Source organism: Actinophytocola sp., assembly GCF_035634895.1.
Lineage (GTDB): Bacteria > Actinomycetota > Actinomycetes > Mycobacteriales > Pseudonocardiaceae > Actinophytocola.
In genome coordinates, this window is record NZ_DASQCC010000035.1 from 97,906 (window position 1) to 115,863 (window position 17,958).

Here is a 17,958-nt window from a genome sequence, read left to right on the forward strand (position 1 = left end):
GTTTCAACGCTACCGGGGAGCACTGACATTTCGTCTGGTTGGCGCTGTCAGGCCGTGCCTGGGCGCGGTTATCGTCTGCGCGCTGGTTGCGCACCCAATGGAGGGCCCGCTGATGTCAGTCCGTCGTCTTGCGGTCGTGTTGTTGGCTTCGTTCGTCGCCGCCGGGATGGCCGCCGTGCCGGCCGGTGCGGACCGGGGACCGCAGGCCCGCCATTCCCTGCGGGGACCGGTCACCGACGAGAACTTCTACTTCGTGATGGCCGACCGGTTCGAGAACGGGGACACGGCAAACGACCGGGGTGGGCTGCCCGACGACCCGCTCGTCTCCGGGTTCGATCCCACCAGGAAGGGGTTCTACAACGGCGGGGACCTCAAGGGGCTGCGCAACCGCCTCGACTACGTCCAGGGACTCGGGACCACGTCCATCTGGCTCACGCCCAGTTTCAAGAACAAGGCCGTGCAGCTCGAGGACGGGCCCTCCGCCGGCTACCACGGCTACTGGATCACGGACTTCACCCAGATCGACCCGCACCTCGGGACCAACGACGACCTCGCGGCACTGGTCAAGGACGCGCACCGTCGTGGGATGAAGGTCTACTTCGACATCATCACCAACCACACCGCCGACGTCATCGGTTACACCCAGGGGGCGCGGCGGCCCTACGTCACCAAGGACGTCTCTCCCTACCGGTCCAACGGGCGGGTCTTCGACGATCGCGACTACGCCGGCGGCAGGTCCTTCCCGGCGCTCGACCCCGCCACCTCCTTCCCGTACACCCCCGTCCTCGACCCGGCGGAGCAGAACCTCAAGGTTCCGGCCTGGCTCAACGACGTCACGCTCTACCACAACCGCGGCGACACGACCTTCACCGGCGAGGACTCCCAGTACGGCGACTTCTTCGGGCTCGACGACCTGTTCACCGAGAACCCCCGCGTCGTCGACGGGATGGTCGACATCTACGAGAAGTGGATCGCCGACTTCGGCATCGACGGCTTCCGGATCGACACCATGAAGCACGTCGACGACGAGTTCTGGCGGCAGTTCGGCCCGCGCATCCTCAAGTTCGCCGCCGCGCACGGCAAGCGCGACTTCTTCATGTTCGGCGAGGTCTTCGACACCACCAGGAGCTACACCTCGCACTTCACGACCACCGACGGGATGCAGTCCGTCCTCGACTTCCCGTTCCAGGCCGCGGCGCGCCAGTTCGCCTCCGGCGGGGGACCCACCGACGCGCTGGCGTCCTTCTTCGCCGACGACGACTGGTACACCGACGCCGACTCGAACGTCTACGAGTTACCGACGTTCCTCGGCAACCACGACATGGGCCGGTTCGGCGGGTTCGTCGTCGCGGACAACCCCGGGGCCGGGGACGCCGAGTGGGTGCGGCGGGACCGGCTCGGGCACGAGCTCATGTACTTCTCGCGCGGCAACCCCGTCATCTACTACGGCGACGAGCAGGGGTTCACCGGGCCGGGCGGTGACCAGGACGCGCGGCAGACGCTCTTCGCCTCGCGGGTGCCGGAGTACCTGGACGACGACCTGCTCGGCACCGGCTCGACCCACGCGGTCGCGAACTTCAACCCGCGGCATCCGCTCTACCAGGCCATTTCCTCGCTCGCGTCGGTGACAGAGCGGCATCCGGCCCTGCGGGACGGCGTGCAGCAGAGCCGGCTCTCGTCGCCGTCCGCAGGCGTGTACGCGTTCTCGCGGATCGACCGGTCGCAACAGCGCGAGTATGTGGTGGCGCTCAACAACAGCGAGGCGTCGGCGACCGCCTCGGTGCCCACCTACACCAGCAACCGTTCCTACGGCAGGGTTTACGGTGCCGGGCCGGGCCGGCTGACCTCCGGGCGGGGCGGGAGGCTGACCGTCACCGTGCCGGCACTGTCCACTGTGGTCTACGCACTCGACGGGCGGATCCCGCGGTCACCCAGCGCACCGGCGATCTCCCTCGCCGCGCCGGTGCCCACGCAGCAGGGGCGGGTCGAGGTCGACGCGTCCGTCGCCGGTTCCTCGCTGTACGAGGTTTCCTTCGAGGCCAGGGTGAACGGGCGGTGGCAGTCCATCGGCACGGACGACAACGCGCCGTACCGGGTGTTCCACGACGTGTCCACCCTGGCTCCTGGCACGCCGGTCGAGTACCGCGCGGTGGTGCTGGACAACGGGAACCACACGCGGTCGAGCAACACGGTCCGCGGCCGGGTGCCCCAGCCCCGCCTGACGATCGAGGCGCCCGCCGAGGGTGGCGGCATCCGTGGGACGGTCGAGGTACGGGCCACCGCCGACCCGGAGAAGTCGTCGAACGTCGTGTCGTTCGAGCGGAGTGTGGGCGGCGGGCCGTGGACGTTCATCGGCCGCGACGACACCTCGCCCGCGTACACGGTGTTCGACGACCTCGGCGCGTTGAACCTGGCGCCGGGGACCACGGTCGCGTACCGGGCCTCGCTCGGTGGGGCGCGGTCCGAGGTGAGGACCGTCCGGTACGCCGGTCCCCCGCTCGAGGTCACCGAGCTGAGGTACTTCCGGCCGGCGGGTGACTACGGGCAGTGGGGCCTGCACCTGTGGGGCGACGCGGTCGACCCCGCGGTGCTCGCGCAGGTCGCGTGGGACAAGCCGTGGCCGCTGGCGCGGGTGGAGAACGGTTGGGCGGTCTACGAGATCCCGCTCGCCGACGACACCAGGCCGGTGAACTTCATCATGCATCTGCCCAGCGGTGACGCGGTGCCGGACACGCGCGAGCCCGGCGGCGACCGGTCGTTCCTGCCGATCGATCACCCGACCGTGTGGCTCAAACAGGGTGATCCGACGGTCTACCCGAGCCAACCGGCCACCTGACAGAAACCGAGGGGCCCGCGACCGGTGTGGTCGCGGGCCCTTCCCCCGTTACGGACGAGAACGCGTGCCCCTCGCGACGTCGGACGTCGTGAGGGCCCTTCAGGCGGCCCGGGAGTCGCCCGTCTCGTCGTGGTGGGTGGCGTGGTTGGCGCGGTACCTGCGCCACCAGGACGGGTGTGCCTGCTGTGCCGCGCGGCGCTGCTCGGGCGTCGTGCGCCGGTCACCCAGGGCACGCTCGACTCGGTAGTCCATCTCCGCCTGCAGGATCTCGGGTGCCCAGTTCATCTTGCTCTCCTCGTCCGGTCTTCTGTGCTGACACAGAGAAGACTCGTCCTGAGGTGGGCACCCCGGCATCGGCAGATCACCTACGACCCGGCCTTACGCCGCGGGTAAGGGGGCGGCTGAGGTGCCTTACCCGAGGAAGAAGTCCCTCAGTACCGGCGCCAGTGCCTTCGCCTTCACGATGTGCGTCTGGCCGGGGATCGTCCGGTGGGTGGCGTTCGGCAGCACCACGGCGAGCGCGGCCGCGCCGTTGCGCATGTACTCGGGACTCCTGCCGCCGTCCGCCACGAGCGTCGGCATCGTCGTGGTCGTCCAGCGGTCGGGCGGCAGCGGCCTGCCCTGCCGCAGGCCTTCCAACAGCACGAGGTCGTTGGGCAGCGTGTGTGCCACGCCCTTCAGCTTCTTCCACACGGGGAACAGCTTCATCATCGCGACGATCGCGCCCGGGACGTCGACCGACCGCATGAACGCCGCCACCGCGTCGCCTCGGCGGTCCTCCGCCACCAGCCGCCGCATGTCGGCCAGCGCGGCCTCCGGGGCCGGCGCGTGGGTGCCGTCGACGATCAGCGGCGGCTCGTACATCGCCAGTCTCGTCGCGCCCACGCCCTTGTCGGCGGCCTCCAGCGCCAGCACCGCGCCGGACGACGCGCCGAACACGTACGCCGTGCCGCCGGCCTCCTTGACCAGCGCCTCGACGTCCTCGATCTCGCGGGCCGGCGACTCGACATCAGAATGGTCGCTCCGCGAGCTCCGCTCCGAAGGCGAGTCGCCACGGCCACGGCGGTCGTAGGCGAACACGGTGAAGTCGGCGGCCAGCTCCGCCGCGAGCGGGCGGGACGGGCCGGAGTCGCGGTAGCACATCGCACCGTCGACGATGACCAGCGGCGGACCGTCGCCGGTGACCTCGTAGGCGATCCTCGTGCCGTCTGCGGAGACAACGGTGCTCATGTCAGGTCCTCTGTGTTCAGCCAGGCCTGCCAGGCCTGTTCGGTGGTCTCGGTGGTCCCGGTCGTCTCGCCGAAGATGTGGTGGCACGCCATGACCGGGCCGCGGAAGCCGCGCAGGAACCGGTACAGCGCGTCGTCGGTGCGGATGCCGACGGTGTCGTCGTTCTCGAAGTAGACGGTGCCGTCGATCCCGGGCAGTCCCTTGGGCGCGAACCGCACCCGGTCGCCGTCGCGGCCGATGGCGGTCATCAGCCTGCCCCTGGTGCGCGGCCAGTCGGTGATCGACGGGCCGAACGCGGTGACCGGCGTGGCGGTGCGGCCGGCGAAGTGGTCCAGGTAGGTGGCCAGGGTGTGGAAGAACATCGCGTGGCCCTTGGTCATCGCGTCGTACTCGTCGGCCCAGTCGTCGCCGGGCAGGAAGCCCGCCGCGGTGATGCGTAGGACGGTGCTGCCCCGGTCCCGGCCCTCGATGAGGAACTCGTAGGCGACCCGGTCGGTGCCGTAGGCGAGCCGGTGACCGGGTTCCCAGGCGGTCACCGGGTGCTCGGGGGTGTAGTCGCCGAACGCGGTGCGGATGGTCTGGCCCGGGTCGACGTCGTTGCGGCCCATGAACCAGGAGTCGATGCCGGGGCCGGTCGCGACGGCGTCCCAGACCTGGTCCGGCGTGGCGTCGACGTGCAGCTCGTCGACGGTCTCGAACTCATGCCCCATCGTTCGCCTCCCCGCCGGGGCTCGGGTGGATGGCGACGACGAGGCGGTGTGTGCGGCCGCCCGGCGCATGCTCGTCGTGGTAGCGACCGATGAGCGTGGCGACCTCCGCAGCGAGGTCCTCGGCGAAGGCGGCCCGGTGCCGTGCGCTGGCGAACCGGATCTCGCCGGCCATCGCGAACGTCGCGACGCGCTTCTTCGCCTTGTCGGCCCCGGTGACCAGGGCCCCGACGTCCCGGACGAGCCTTGCCGCGATGGCGAGGAGCCAGCGCGCGGACAGGCGGTCGGGCGAGCGGGCCGGGTCGGGGGCGACGTCGGCGAGCGCGGCGGGCGAGATGACGTACGAGGACGCCGTGGCCCGCAGCACCCGCTCGGTCATGTTGCCTTTGCGACGCTCCTCGACCAGCTCGACGAGGCCGTGCTTCTCCAGGGCGCGGAGGTGGTAGTTGACCTTCTGCCTCGGCAGGCCGACCCGCGCGGCAAGCGTGGCCGCCGAGCCGGGCTCGGTCAGTGCGGCGAGCAGCTTCGCCCGCATCGGATCAAGCGACACCCCGGCGACCGCCGGATCCTCGATAACCGCGACGTCGAACATGCGCACACAGTCCCACCGACAACATCTCTTGTCAAGACAGTCCATCTTGTCGGCGCGGCGCCCAAGCCCCAGGTCGCGAGTCCCGCGTTCAAACACCGCGAGTCCCGCACTCGGACACACCGAACTGCGGTTTCGTGCATCCCGGTCCGACCAAGATCGGCACGAAACCGCAGTTCGGTGTGCGCGGACGCGGGACTCGCTATGTGCGAACGCGGGACTCGCGGGGTGTCGGCTAGGTTCTCGGGGCATGGCGGGTAAGGGGACGCCGGCCACGGCGTTGCTGGTCAGGCAGAAGGTGGCGCATCGGGTGCACGAGTACACGCATGACCCTCGTTCGGACTCTTACGGGACTGAGGCGAGTGAGTTGCTCGGGCTGCCTGCCGAGCGGGTGTTCAAGACGCTTGTGGCGGAGGTTGACGGGCGGCTCACGGTCGGTGTCGTGCCGGTTGCCGGGCACCTCGACCTGAAGGCGCTGGCCGCGGCGGCGGGTGGCAAGAAGGCCAGGATGGCGGACGTGACCGCGGCCGAGCGCGCGACCGGGTACGTGGCCGGCGGTATCTCGCCGCTTGGTCACCGCAAACGTTTGCCAGTCGTGGTCGACAGCTCGGCGAACGCCTTCGAGACGATCTTCTGCAGTGCAGGGCGGCGTGGGCTGGAGATCGAGGTGGCGCCCGCGGACCTGATCGGGCTGGCGCAGGCGACGGTGGCCCCCATCGCCGGTTGACGACGCGGGCTCCCGGCTGACGATGCGGGCCCGACGGCTGGCGACGCAGGCTCGACAGTGACGATGCCGGCTCGACGGCTGGCGACGCAGGCTCGACAGTGACGATGCCGGCTCGGCGGTTGACGACGCGGGGCCGCCGGCTGACGATGCAGGCCCGCCGGCTGACGACGCGGGCTCGTCCGGTTGGCGATGCGGGGTTGGTGGACTTCGGCGAGGATGGGCGGATCCCACCTGAGGAGTCGTCTGATGAGATTCACGCTGTCCCGCCTGCTCGGCGTGGCCACCGCCGCGTATGGCGTCGCCGTGCTCGTGAAGCCGGCGCTGTTGCTCAAGCCGTCCGGGTTGCGCCATGGCGACCACGACCTGGACGCGGTCGTTCGTACCCTCGCCGCCCGGGATCTCGCCTCGGGCATCGCGATGGCGGTGGCGCCGTCGCGCAAGGCCATGCGGCTGGCGATCGGGGTGCGGGTCGCGTCGGACGTGGGTGACGCCGTGGTGCTGAGCCGAGCCCTGGCGGGTAGGCCGGAGCAGAAGAAGATCCTCGCGGTCGCGGGTGGTTGGGGCCTGGCGTGCGCGCTGTCGGCCCTCACGACACGCAAGTGACCACGACCGTTGCCGTGTTCACCCGTGACCTGCGGGTGCGCGACAACCCGATGCTGGCCGCCGCGGTCCGGGGCGCGGAGCACGTCGTGCCGCTGTTCGTGCGGGACAGGGCCGTCACCGCGTTCTCCCCGCGCCGCACGCGGTTCCTCGACGAGGCGCTGTCCGATCTGGACAGCTCACTGCGCGAGCGGGGCGGCCGGCTCGTGACCCGGGAGGGCGACCCGGTCGCCGAGGCGTGCAGGGTGGCGGCCGAGGTGTCCGCGACGCGGGTGCACATCGCCGGGGACTCCTCGCGGTACGCCCGGCGCCGCGAACAGGCGCTGGAAGACGCCCTGACCTGTGAGCTCGTCGTGCACGACGACGTGCACACCGTGGTACCGCCCGGCGCGATCACCCCGTCGGGCCGGGATCACTTCGCGGTGTTCGGCGCGTACCACCGGCAGTGGGTCGACTACGACCGGCGGGCACCGGCCAGCACGCCGAAACGCATCGCGCTCCCTCGCGTCGAGGCCGGCGACGTGCCGCCCGCACAGGGTGGCGGCGAGACCGCGGCCCGCCGGCGGATGACGTCGTGGCTGGCCACCGCCGCCGAGTCCTATGTGGACCAGCACGACATGATGGCCGTCGACGGCACGTCCAAGCTGTCGCAGTACCTGCACCTGGGCTGCCTTTCCGCGGCGGAGCTGGCACGGCGTGCGGAGCGGGCGCCGGAGTTCGTCCGCCAGCTCGCGTGGCGGGACTTCCACCACCAGGTGCTGGCCGCCCGGCCGGCCGTGGCACACGAGGACTACCGCCCCCGCGGCGACCGCTGGCTGGACGACGACCACGCGCTGGACGCCTGGAAGACAGGCGAGACCGGCATCCCGGTCGTGGACGCCGGCATGCGACAGCTGCTCGCCGAGGGCTGGATGCACAACCGCGCGCGCATGGTGGTGGCGTCGTTCCTGACGAAGACGCTGTACCTGGACTGGCGGGCGGGTGCGGCGCACTTCTACACCCACCTGCTCGACGGCGACCTGGCCAACAACCAGCTGAACTGGCAGTGGGTGGCCGGCACCGGCACCGACACCCGCCCGAACCGGGTGCTCAACCCGCTGCGGCAGGCCGAACGCTTCGACCCGAACGGCGAGTACGTCCGGCGCTACGTCCCCGAACTGTCCTCGGTGACGGACGTGCGCCGGCCGTGGACGCTGCCCGCCAAGGCACGCAACGGTTATCCGGTGCCCATCGTGGACCTCGCCGAGGGCCGCGCCCGGTTCCTAGCCGCCCGCGGTTAGCGCCAGGATCTCCGGCACCACCAGCGGCCAGTTGCGGCGCGGGAACTCGTGTCCGGTGTGTGGGAGGACGACCAGCCGCGCGCCGGGGATCTCACGGGCCTGCGCCTCGCCGTGCGGCAGCGGGAAAAGCGGGTCCTCGTCGCCGTGCAGGACGAGGGTCGGCACGGTGATCTCGCCGAGCCGGTGCCGCCACGGGCCGGCGCCCCCGTCGGTCGCGTGGTGGTTCTTCTGGCTCGACTCGTTGTTGCCGGTGCGGGACACGGCGATGCGGGCGATGGCCCGGACCTCCTCGGCGTCGTACGGTTCCGCCGCCATCGCGCGCTGGGCCTCGACCACGTACGCGACGACCGCGTCGTCGTCGGTCCAGTCCGGTTCGGACAGCGCGGCGAACGCGGCGGCCAGCGACTCCGACATGCCGGGCAGGTCGGAGTCACCGGGGCTCGCCGTGGTCGAGATCGACGTCAGGGACAGGACGCGGTCCGGGTGGTCCAGTGTCAGGACCTGCGCCAGCGCGCCACCCATCGACATGCCCACGACGTGGGCGGCGGTCACGCTGACCTGGTCGAGGACGGTCAGCGCGTCGGTCACCAGGTCGTAGCCGGTGTAGCCGGGCCGGCCCGGCGGGGAGCCGGGTGACTCCCCGGTGTCGCGGTGGTCGTACCGGATCACGAACCGGCCGGTCAGCTGTGCGCAGAAGTCCGGCTCCCACCAGTCCATCGACGAGCCGCTGCCGGCGATGAGCAGCACCGCCGGGTCCGCCGGGGAGCCATGGGTCGAGGTCGCGATCATGCCCACCGGCGAACGGCCCACCTCTCGATCGACACCCGGTCAACGTACGCGGCCAGGCAGCGTGTGCGGGCCATGGTCTCATGCGGCGCACAATGCACCCGACGCATAGTCGGCATCGTGAGGTTGCATTGGACACATAGTCCTACGCGGGGCACATTGGTGGCATGAACGAAACACAACGAGTGGCCATCGTGACCGGTGGGTCACGAGGCATAGGCAGGGAAACGGTTTCACGGCTGGCGGCGGACGGCGTCGCGCTCGTCGTGGTCTACGCGGGACGCTCGGCGGACGCCCAGGCGGCGGTCGAGGAGGTCACGGCCAAGGGCGGCCGGGCCATCGCGATCCAGGCGGACATCGCGGACGAGCAGGCGGTGTCGGCGGTGTTCGACCGCGCCGAGCAGGAGTTCGGCGGTGTCGACGTGGTCGTCAACGCGGCCGGTGTGATGAACCCGGGGACCCCGCTGGTCGAGCTGTCGCTCGACGAGTTCGACCGGATCCACCGCACCAACGTGCGGGGCGCGTTCGTCGTGGCGCAGCAGGCGGCCCGCCGGTTGCGGCGTGGCGGGTCGATCATCTTCTTCTCCAGCACCGTGACACGGCTCCGCCAGCCGGGCTACACCGCGTACGGCGCGAGCAAGGGCGCCGTCGAGACGATCACGCTGATCCTCGCCCGCGAGCTGCGCGGCAAGGACATCACGGTGAACGCGGTCGCACCCGGCCCGACGGCGACCGCGCTGTTCCTCGACAACAACACCCAGGAGGCCGTCGACCGGCTGGCCGCGGCGCCGCCGCTGGAGCGGCTCGGCGAGCCGAAGGACATCGCGGAGGTCGTGGCGTTCCTCGCCGGGCCGGCGCGGTGGGTCAACGGCCAGGTCCTGTACGCGAACGGAGGTATCGCCTGATGGCCAGCATCCTGATCACCGGGGCGTCGAGCGGGTTCGGCGCGCTGACGGCCCACGCGTTGAAGGACGCGGGGCACACCGTGTACGCGGGAATGCGGCACGCGGACTCGCGCCCGGAGGCCGACGAGGCTCGCGCTCACGGCCTCGTTCCGGTCGACCTGGACGTCACGTCCGACGAGTCGGTCGACGCCCTGGACCTGCCGGAGCTGGACGTGATCGTGCACAACGCGGGGCACATGGTCACCGGCCCGGCCGAGGCGTTCACGCCGGCGCAGTACGCGTCCCTCTACGACACCAACGTTCTCGGGGCGCAGCGGGTCAACCGCAGGCTGCTGCCGGCGATGCGTTCCCGCGGCGACGGGCTCGTGGTGTGGGTCGGCAGCTCCAGCACGCGGGGTGGCACGCCGCCGTACCTGGCCCCGTACTTCGCGGCGAAGGCGGCCATGGACGCGCTGGCGTCGAGCTACGCGCTGGAGCTGACCCGCTTCGGCATCGAGACGTCGATCATCGTGCCGGGGGCGTTCACGGGCGGTACCAACCATTTCGCGCACAGCGGGACGCCGTCGGACACCGCGGTGGCCGCGGAGTACGAGCCTCGTTACCCGGGGCTGATGGACCAGGTCGGGGCCGCGCTTGCCGCGCTGGAACCGGCGGACGCGGATGTCGCCGAGGTGGCACGCGCGATCGTGCGGGTGGTTGATCTGCCGAAGGGGCGTCGCCCGTTCCGGGTCCACATCGACCCGTCGGATGACGGGGCGGCGGTCGTCAACGCGGTCGCCGACCGAGTCCGGTCGGAGTTCCTGCGCCGCATCGGCCTGGATGACCTGCTGCACCCGGTGGCCTGAGCGCCCGGCCCCATCGCCGTGCCTCCGCCCGGGCCTCCGCGTGCCGCCGCCGTGCCGCACATCACGAACAGTCCGTTCGCGCGGCCAGGGGGGTCCCCCGGTTTCGACGCTACCCGTGAGGACCGACAGATCTGCCCATCGAAGCGGCAACTGGCAATTGGTTCACCCGCACAAGTCGCACGAACAGTCCGTTCGTGCGACTCGAAGAACCAGGCCTGGGCCAATCCGGCCCGCTCCCAGGGCGCACAGGCGAACCAGGCAGGAAACAAACCGATCTCGCGACTCGGACAACCGAGCCCGGAAGACCCAGCCCCGTTGCCAACCCCTCCCCCGCGGACCTGGGCGCGCGGGTCCGGCGAACAGTCCGTTCGCACGACTCGAAGAACGAGCCAGCCCGGACGAGTCGACCCCTCCTCATGCACGGGACTCGACTTCCTCGGCGCCATCCAGCCGCGCAACCGGCTCAGCAAAGCCACCGGCGTCCCCCAGCCCAGACCGTACGAACAGTCCGTTCGTGCGGGTCAGGGGGTCCCCCTGGCTTTCAGACTATCGGTGAGGACCGACAATGCCCGTCGTGCGGACCACCCAGTTGCAGCGTGTCGACCTGAACCTGCTGGTCGCGTTGGCCGCGTTGCTCGAGGAGCGGCACGTGTCCCGCGCGGCGGACCGGATCGGGCTGTCGCAGCCGGCGACCAGCCGGGCGCTGCAGCGGCTCCGGCGGACGCTGGACGACGAACTGCTCGTGCGCACCAGGGACGGCTACCAGCTCACGCCGCGTGCGGAACGCATCCAGCGTGAGCTGGCCGGCATCCTTCCCCGGCTCGAGGTCCTCTTCGGCACCGAGGGGTTCGACCCGCGGGCCGCGACCGACAGCTTCCGCCTGATGGGCACGGACTTCACCACCTCGGTCCTCGGGCCCGGGCTCTCGCGCCGGCTCTTCCATGAGGCGCCCGGGGCGTCGATGATCTTCCGGCAGTGGCACAACGGCGTGTTCGACGACGTCGCCCACGGGCTCGTGGATCTGGCCTTCGCGGCCGTGTCGACCCATCCGGAACTACGCAGCGAGCTGCTGTTCGACGAGCGGTTCGTCTGCCTGATGTCCGCGTCGAACCCCCTGTCCGACCGGGAAACCCTCTCACTGGAAGACTTTCTCGGCGCCGCGCACATCATGGTCGACGTCCTGCAGGGTGAGCAGTCCGCGGTGGACAGGCGGCTGACCGAACTCGGCCGCCACCGCATCGCCGCGCTCTCCGTGCCCTACCACACGGCCGCTGTGCTGGCCGTCCCCGACACCCGGCTCGTGGCGACCCTGCCGACGCGCCTGGTGTCCACACTGGACAACCCGGACCTGCGGGTGGTCAAGGCGCCACCGGAGGTCGAGCCCATGCCGTACCTCATGACGTGGCACCCACGCCTCGACGACGACCCCGCGCAGCGCTGGCTACGGGACCTGGTCCGGGTGGTGGCCGGCGAAACGTAGCGGCCCGCGAGCCGTGGGGAAACCCGCCACGCGCGTGCAGTCCCGGCCCGCGGTCTTCGCCACGTACAGTGCCGCGTCCGCGGCCAGCAGCAATGCCGTCCGGTCGCCGCCGTGCGCGGGGTAGACGGCCGCGCCGACGGACGCGGTCAGGCCTGTGACGACCTTCTCCTCGCCGTCGAAGTCGACGACGGTCACGGCCGTCGCGGCCACCGCGGCGCGTACCCGCTCGGCCGTCGCGCGCACGTCGTCGGCGCCCACCCCGGGCAGCACGATCGCGAACTCCTCGCCGCCGTACCGGCCGACCCGGTCACGCCCACGCACCGTGCGCCGGATCGCGTCGGCCACCCCGCGCAGGACCATGTCCCCGGCGAGGTGCCCGTGGGCGTCGTTGACGCGCTTGAAGTGGTCGAGGTCGAGCAGCAGCACGCCGAGCGTGCCGTCCGTCCGCCGTGCCCGGTCCAGCTCGTCGCTCACCAGCTTCGCCCAGAACACCGCGTCGAACAGGCCGGTCTTCGCGTCGTTGCGGCTCGCGGCGCGGAACTGCGGCATCAGCAGGCCGGTGTGCAGGGCGAGCACGGTCACGGTCAGCAGCGGCGTCCACCACGGACGGGTGATCATCACCACGGCGAGGCCGGCGCCCATGCCCACGGCGCCGGCCAGCATCAGCTGGTCGGTGGCCGGGCCGAGCGAGGAGCGCAGCGGGCGGTCGGGGTTCGTCAGCACGATCGCGGTGACCACGAGCCCGTAGTTGATCAGCCAGTACGCGAGCCCGGCGCCGGCCAGGGCGAGCAGCCCGGCCGGACCGTCGAGCGTCGTCGCGAACGGCTCGGTCGCGGGCTCGACCGCGTGCAGCACCCAGTAGGCGGCCAGCGCGCCCAGCACGAGCGTGGCGAGCGAGTACAGCTTGCGGTGGACGAGCACCCGGAACCGGTACACCCGAGCCAGCGAGTGCAGGTAGCCGAGCACGATCGACCCGCACAGCAGCGGCGGTGGCAGGAGCAGGACCCCGGCGAACAGCCACACGGACAGCAGGTTGACCGAACCCTCGCCGACGTCCCGGATCCGGTCGATGCCACGCACCGCCTCCAGGTGCACCGCCGAGCCGAGGAGCAGCAGGCCGCACCAGAGCCAGTGGTCGCGGGCGACCGGGACCGCGGTGACGCTGACCGCCGCCACCGCGACCGCGAGCGTCTCGACGGTCAGGATCAGCCCGACCACGGGCCGCGGACTGCGCCACAGTTGCCACCGGCGTGGCGAGAGCCGGATCGCACCCACCGTTACGTTCCCCCTTGCAATGGAGGTATCACCGTAACGGGCGGTTGATCACGTGTCGTGACTCCAATCGAGTGAGTCAGTACCGCATCGGCATGCGGGCCAACGGTTCGACGAGCTCACGCTCCTCGTAGGACAGGTGCGACAGGAGCGTGTCGGTGAGCAGGTCGACGGCCGCCCGCAGGTCCTCGATCCGCCTGGGCTCGGCCACCGTCGCGACGAGCGCGGCGTCGACGCGTTCCAGCACGTCGTGGATCACGTGGTGCTCCTCGGTCAGCCGGTCGAGCACCGGGCCGAGACGCGGGTCGCCGTCCCGTAGCTGCGGGTACAGCGAGGTGTCCTCGATCGTGTGATGGAGGGTGACCAGACGGCAGTAGCTCTCGCAGTACGCGCCCATGGTCCAGTTGTTCTGGCGCATCGTCATCGTGTTGATCTCGGAGCGGGCCGCGCCCACGTCGACCACGCCCTCGGCGACCTGCCGAACCAGCGACCGGACCCGGGACAGCTCGGCACGCAGGTGGTCGTGGATGTCGACCAGCTGCTGGCTCCCCGCACGACCGGCCGCGGAGTAGACGGTGGCCGGGTCGGGCACCGGGCCGGACGGGCGCTTCTCCTCGTCCCACAGGCGTTCCACGGACAGGCGGGTGCCGTCGTCCTGGGTCGGGAGCACGCCGAGTCGCTCGACGACCGGCTCAGCGACCAGGGCTTTTGGGCGCGGCCCCTGGGTCCGCTCCTGCTCGACCAGCTCCCGCACGCCCGGCGCGACCTCCTCGGCGAAGCGCCGCAGGTCGTCCTCGGTCTCGACCATCTGCACGAACCCGCTGACGCCCTCGGTCAGCGCCAGCTCGGCCAGCTGCTCGACCCACACCTTCGGCGGGCCCTGCAGGAAACCGTTGCCGGTGAAGGATCCGCCGATGTTGTAGAGCCTGCGGACCTCGGCGGGCGAGCGACCGGCCTCCTCGGCCGCGTCGTCGATGACCTGGTTCATCCCGGCCAGCTGGTCCGGCGGCGCGTACGGGCTGGACGGCAGCCAGCCGTCGGCCAACCGGCCGGTCAGCCGGAGCATCCGCTTCTTGTACGCGCCGAGCCAGATGCCGATGTCGTGCGCGGGGAACGGGCCGGGATGCGCGCCCTTGAGCGAGTAGTGCTCACCGGTGAACCGGACACCGCGGCCCGGGGTCCACAGTGCCCTGATCACCTCGATGGCCTCGGCGAGCGCGTCGACCGCCTCGGCCGGGGTGCGGCGCGGGCCGCCCATCCCGACGATGGGGTCGAAGAACCCGCCGGCGCCGAGGCCCAGCTCGACACGGCCACCCGTGATGATGTCGAGGCTCGCGGCGGCGCGGGCGAGGACCGCGGGCGGGCGCAGCGGCAGGTTGGCGACGTTGGGAAAGACTCGCACGTTCGTGGTGGCGGCGGCGATGACCGACAGCGAGGTCCACGTGTCGAGGAACGCCGCCTGGTACGGGTGGTCCTGCAGGCTGACGAGCTCGAGGCCGAGGACGTCGGCGGCCTGGGCCATCCGGAGCGCCTCGCCGAAGCGGTCGGCGGCGGGCGGGAGGAACACGCCGAACTCGAGTGAGTGGCCGTAATCTGGCATGCCGACAGTATGCCACGCAGATGTTCTGTCGTGCAGACGTTCTTTGAGGGCTATCATTGGCCGGGTGACGGCACTCGACGGCGACCTCGGCTGGACCCTTGGCGTGGTCTTCCGCGCGTACATCAAGGCGACGAACACGGTGGTCGGCGACCTGCCCGGCGGGCACCGCGGCTACCAGGTCCTCACCGCGGCGACGCGTGACCAGCCGCACAGCCAGTCCGCGCTGTGCCAGCAGCTGGGCATCGACCGGACCGTGATGACCTACCTGCTCGACGACCTCGAACGGGCGGAACTCGTCGCACGCAAGCCGTCGCCCACCGACCGCCGCACGCGGCACGTGATCGCCACGGAGACCGGGCGGGCCCGCCTCGCCGACCTCGACCGGCGGCTCGCGCGTGCGGAGACACATGTGCTGTCAGGACTGTCGCGAGCGGAGCAGAAGAGCCTGAAGACACTGCTCACACAGCTGGCCGCGCACGTCAACGCGCTGGACCCGGTGGACAGCACCTGCGCGGTGGTGGAGGATATCGCCGCGGCACGGCCGTAACCGATCGGTGTATTGACTACCTCACAACGGTCATTAATAGTTAGGCAGATTGCCTAACCAATACCTGTGAGGCACCACGTTGACGCAACAGGCCGGGTCCAGCCGACTACTCCGTGAGATCAACGAGTCCGCGGCGCTCAGTCTCCTCCTCGAGCGCGGTCCGCTCACCCGCGGCGACCTGCGCGAGCTGACCGGGCTCGCGAAGCCGACCACCTCGGACGTCATGCGCCGCCTCCAGGAAGCCGGGCTGGTCCGGGTCGTCGGCCGCACCAGCGGCGGTCCTGGCCCCAACGCCGACATCTACGACGTCAATCCGGACGCCGCCTACGCCGCCGCGGTCTCGTTGCAGGAGAAGGACTCCACCCTGGTGACCGCGGTGTGCGACCTGGCCGGCGAGGTCCGCGCCAGGGTGACGACGAAGCTTCACGACGACCCGGTCCGGTCCGTCGGCGAGGCAGTACAGGTGGCGTGCCAGAAGGCCCGCGTCCCCCGCAAGCGCCTCGACCACGTGCAACTGGGTGTGCCGGGCGCGCACCACGACGGCACGATCCGGTACGTCGACGTGCCGGGCTGGTCGCGGCCGGGGCTGATCGGCGACATCCGCGCCCGGCTGCGCACCCAGGTGAGCGTCGACAACGACGTGAACCTGGCGGCGGCGGCCGAGCGGTCGCGGGGGATCGCCCGCGAGGCGGACAGCTTCGCCCTGCTCTGGCTCGGCGAGGAAGGGCTCGGCCTCGGCATCGACCTGGGCGGCACGATCCTGCGTGGCGCCCGAGGAGGTGCCGGCGAGATCGGCTACATGCCGGTCGGCCTGCCGCAGCGAGACGGCGTCCACGACTTCCAGGACCTGGTGGGTGGCCCGGCGATCCTGGCGCTCGCCCGCGAACACGGCATCGAGACCGAGCGCGCCGCCACCGCGGCCACCCATGCCGTGCTGCACTCCGCACTGGCCACGCGCATCGCCGTCGGCATCGCCGCGGTCGTGGCCGTGCTCGACCCCGCGCTCGTCGTCCTCGCCGGTGAGGTCGGTCAGGCCGGCGGGCCCGCGCTCGCCGACGCCGTCGGCGCCGCCCTGCGGGACCTGTCCGTGCTCGAGACCGAGGTCGCGGCCACCGGCCTCACCGAGGACGCCGTCCTGCTCGGCGCGCTCGACACCACCCTCACCGCGGTCCGCACCGCACTGCTCGACCGCCGCTAGGAGGTTTCCGTGTTTGGTTCCCCGCTCCGCTCCGGCATGGTCCACCGCACCCTGCTCGCCTTGTCCTCGGCCGCCCTGCTCGTCGTCGCCGCGTGTACCCCCGGCATCGACGCAGGCGGCGAGATCGCGCCCGCCGGCCAGGAGGCCAAGGGCACCGTCGAGTTCTGGCACTTCTTCACCGACCGCGAGGCCAAGGCCATCGACACGGCCATCGCCGGGTTCGAGAAGGCACACCCGGACATCCACGTGAACGTGACGTCCGGCCAGGACGACGCCAAGATGCTCCAGGCCATCTCGTCCGGCAAGGGCCCGGACGTCGGCCTGTCCTACTCCACGGACATCGTCGGCAAGTTCTGCTCCTCGGGCGCGTGGCGCGACCTGTCGCCGTACATCAAGCGGGACAAGGTCGACCTCGACCAGTTCCCCCAGACCGTGCGCGACTACACCTCCTACCACGACCGCCGCTGCGCGATGCCGTTCCTCGCGGACGTGTACGGCCTGTACTACAACAAGACCCTGTTGCGGCAGGCCGGTTTCACCGCGCCGCCCAAGACCATGACCGAGCTTGCCGACATGGCGAAGAAGCTCACCAGGCGCAAGCCGGACGGCACCATCGAGGTCGCCGGCTTCCTGCCCATACTGAACTTCTACGAGCACACGCCGCAGCACACCGCGCCGATGTGGGACGCCAGGTGGCTCACCAAAGACGAGAAGTCGGCCATCGGCACGGACCCGAACTGGCAGGCGATGCTCAAGTGGCACAAGGACCTCGTCGACTGGTACGGCTACGACAAGGTGCGGCAGTTCACCGCGGGCCTCGGTGACGAGTGGAGCGCGGACAACGCCTTCCAGGCGGGAAAGCTGGCCATGGCGATCGACGGCGAGTACCGCACGGCGTTCGTCCAGGACCAGGCGCCGGACCTCGACTTCGGCACCGCTCCCCTGCCCGTCGCCGACAACGAGACCGACCGCTACGGCGCCGGTTTCGTGACCGGCAACGTCATGGGCATCTCCGCGAACTCCAAGAACCCCGAGGCGTCCTGGGCGCTGCTCCGCTACCTCACGACCGAGACCAACGTGATCGTCGACCTGGCCAACACCATCAAGAACGTGCCGACCACGACCGACGCGCTGAATTCGCCCGCCCTGCAGGCCGACGACAAGTTCCGCACGTTCCTGGAGATCTTCACCAACCCCGACACGTCGACCACGCCGCCGAACTCGGCCGGGCCCAAGTACGTCGAGATGACACAGGAGTACGTCAACACCTACCTGTCCGGGGCCAGCCCGGACCTGGTCGGCGGGCTCCGGGATCTCGACGGTCGCATCGACGAAGCACTCGACCTCGGGCGCTGA

General features: G+C 70.9%; 17 protein-coding genes. 10 read left to right on the forward strand and 7 right to left on the reverse strand.

The window, feature by feature from the left end; translation table 11 throughout:
- The first annotated feature begins 112 nt into the window (after window positions 1–112).
- Window positions 113–2,836 carry an alpha-amylase family glycosyl hydrolase gene (locus VET29_RS06015; protein WP_324915677.1) on the forward strand — a complete coding sequence of 908 codons (2,724 nt, stop codon included), beginning with the start codon at window positions 113–115 and terminating at the stop codon, window positions 2,834–2,836.
- Between the two features lie 99 nt (window positions 2,837–2,935).
- Here VET29_RS06015 and VET29_RS06020 read toward each other — a convergent pair whose 3' ends face one another.
- The 4 genes from VET29_RS06020 to VET29_RS06035 form a co-directional block, all read right to left on the reverse strand.
- Window positions 2,936–3,121: a hypothetical protein gene (locus VET29_RS06020; RefSeq protein WP_324915679.1), complete on the reverse strand. Its 186-nt coding sequence runs from the start codon at window positions 3,119–3,121 to the stop codon at window positions 2,936–2,938.
- A gap of 126 nt (window positions 3,122–3,247) precedes the next feature.
- Complete coding sequence (locus VET29_RS06025) at window positions 3,248–4,066, reverse strand: alpha/beta hydrolase (protein WP_324915681.1); 819 nt, start codon at window positions 4,064–4,066, stop codon at window positions 3,248–3,250.
- Window positions 4,063–4,776 (reverse strand): SRPBCC domain-containing protein, encoded by a 714-nt coding sequence (locus tag VET29_RS06030; RefSeq protein WP_324915683.1) that lies wholly within the window; start codon window positions 4,774–4,776, stop codon window positions 4,063–4,065. The genes VET29_RS06025 and VET29_RS06030 overlap by 4 nt, the downstream gene beginning before the upstream one ends.
- Window positions 4,766–5,365 carry an ArsR/SmtB family transcription factor gene (locus tag VET29_RS06035; RefSeq protein ID WP_324915685.1) on the reverse strand — a complete coding sequence of 200 codons (600 nt, stop codon included), beginning with the start codon at window positions 5,363–5,365 and terminating at the stop codon, window positions 4,766–4,768. Before VET29_RS06035 ends, VET29_RS06030 begins: the two co-directional genes overlap by 11 nt.
- A 247-nt stretch (window positions 5,366–5,612) precedes the next feature.
- Here VET29_RS06035 and ybaK point away from each other — a divergent pair, with 247 nt between their 5' ends.
- The 3 genes from ybaK to VET29_RS06050 all read left to right on the forward strand — a co-directional run bounded on the left by ybaK (window position 5,613) and on the right by VET29_RS06050 (window position 7,969).
- Entirely contained in the window at window positions 5,613–6,089 is a 477-nt protein-coding gene (gene ybaK, locus VET29_RS06040) for a Cys-tRNA(Pro) deacylase (RefSeq protein WP_324915687.1), read from the forward strand.
- A 246-nt stretch (window positions 6,090–6,335) separates the two neighbouring features.
- Window positions 6,336–6,692: a hypothetical protein gene (locus tag VET29_RS06045; RefSeq protein ID WP_324915690.1), complete on the forward strand. Its 357-nt coding sequence runs from the start codon at window positions 6,336–6,338 to the stop codon at window positions 6,690–6,692.
- Window positions 6,689–7,969, forward strand: coding sequence for a deoxyribodipyrimidine photo-lyase (locus tag VET29_RS06050; protein ID WP_324915692.1), 1,281 nt, complete (start codon window positions 6,689–6,691; stop codon window positions 7,967–7,969). The genes VET29_RS06045 and VET29_RS06050 overlap by 4 nt, the downstream gene beginning before the upstream one ends.
- On the opposite strand, the gene VET29_RS06055 is transcribed toward VET29_RS06050, so the two are convergent.
- Window positions 7,952–8,758, reverse strand: a complete 807-nt coding sequence (locus VET29_RS06055) for an alpha/beta hydrolase (RefSeq protein WP_324915694.1) — start codon at window positions 8,756–8,758, stop codon at window positions 7,952–7,954. The two genes, VET29_RS06050 and VET29_RS06055, sit on opposite strands and share 18 nt — an antisense overlap.
- 164 nt (window positions 8,759–8,922) lie before the next feature.
- On the opposite strand from VET29_RS06055, the gene VET29_RS06060 reads away from it, so the two are divergent.
- The 3 genes from VET29_RS06060 (at window position 8,923) to VET29_RS06070 (ending at window position 11,985) form a co-directional block, all read left to right on the forward strand.
- A complete protein-coding gene (locus VET29_RS06060) occupies window positions 8,923–9,660 on the forward strand; it encodes an SDR family oxidoreductase (RefSeq protein WP_324915696.1) in 738 nt (245 codons plus the stop codon).
- Window positions 9,660–10,505, forward strand: a complete 846-nt coding sequence (locus VET29_RS06065; protein WP_324915698.1) for an SDR family NAD(P)-dependent oxidoreductase — start codon at window positions 9,660–9,662, stop codon at window positions 10,503–10,505. Before VET29_RS06060 ends, VET29_RS06065 begins: the two co-directional genes overlap by 1 nt.
- 574 nt (window positions 10,506–11,079) lie before the next feature.
- Window positions 11,080–11,985 (forward strand): LysR family transcriptional regulator, encoded by a 906-nt coding sequence (locus VET29_RS06070; RefSeq protein ID WP_324915700.1) that lies wholly within the window; start codon window positions 11,080–11,082, stop codon window positions 11,983–11,985.
- On the opposite strand, the gene VET29_RS06075 is transcribed toward VET29_RS06070, so the two are convergent.
- Together VET29_RS06075 and VET29_RS06080 are read right to left on the reverse strand one after the other, a co-directional pair.
- Complete coding sequence (locus VET29_RS06075) at window positions 11,947–13,203, reverse strand: GGDEF domain-containing protein (RefSeq protein ID WP_324915702.1); 1,257 nt, start codon at window positions 13,201–13,203, stop codon at window positions 11,947–11,949. The two genes, VET29_RS06070 and VET29_RS06075, sit on opposite strands and share 39 nt — an antisense overlap.
- A gap of 133 nt (window positions 13,204–13,336) precedes the next feature.
- Entirely contained in the window at window positions 13,337–14,857 is a 1,521-nt protein-coding gene (locus VET29_RS06080) for an LLM class flavin-dependent oxidoreductase (RefSeq protein WP_324915704.1), read from the reverse strand.
- Between the two features lie 64 nt (window positions 14,858–14,921).
- Between VET29_RS06080 and VET29_RS06085 the strand changes: the two genes are divergently transcribed.
- From VET29_RS06085 to VET29_RS06095, 3 genes are all read left to right on the forward strand, one after another.
- On the forward strand, window positions 14,922–15,404 hold the full coding sequence (locus tag VET29_RS06085) for a MarR family winged helix-turn-helix transcriptional regulator (protein ID WP_324915706.1): 483 nt from the start codon (window positions 14,922–14,924) through the stop codon (window positions 15,402–15,404).
- A gap of 79 nt (window positions 15,405–15,483) precedes the next feature.
- Window positions 15,484–16,602: an ROK family transcriptional regulator gene (locus VET29_RS06090; protein WP_324915708.1), complete on the forward strand. Its 1,119-nt coding sequence runs from the start codon at window positions 15,484–15,486 to the stop codon at window positions 16,600–16,602.
- A 9-nt stretch (window positions 16,603–16,611) separates the two neighbouring features.
- Window positions 16,612–17,958, forward strand: a complete 1,347-nt coding sequence (locus tag VET29_RS06095; protein ID WP_324915710.1) for an ABC transporter substrate-binding protein — start codon at window positions 16,612–16,614, stop codon at window positions 17,956–17,958.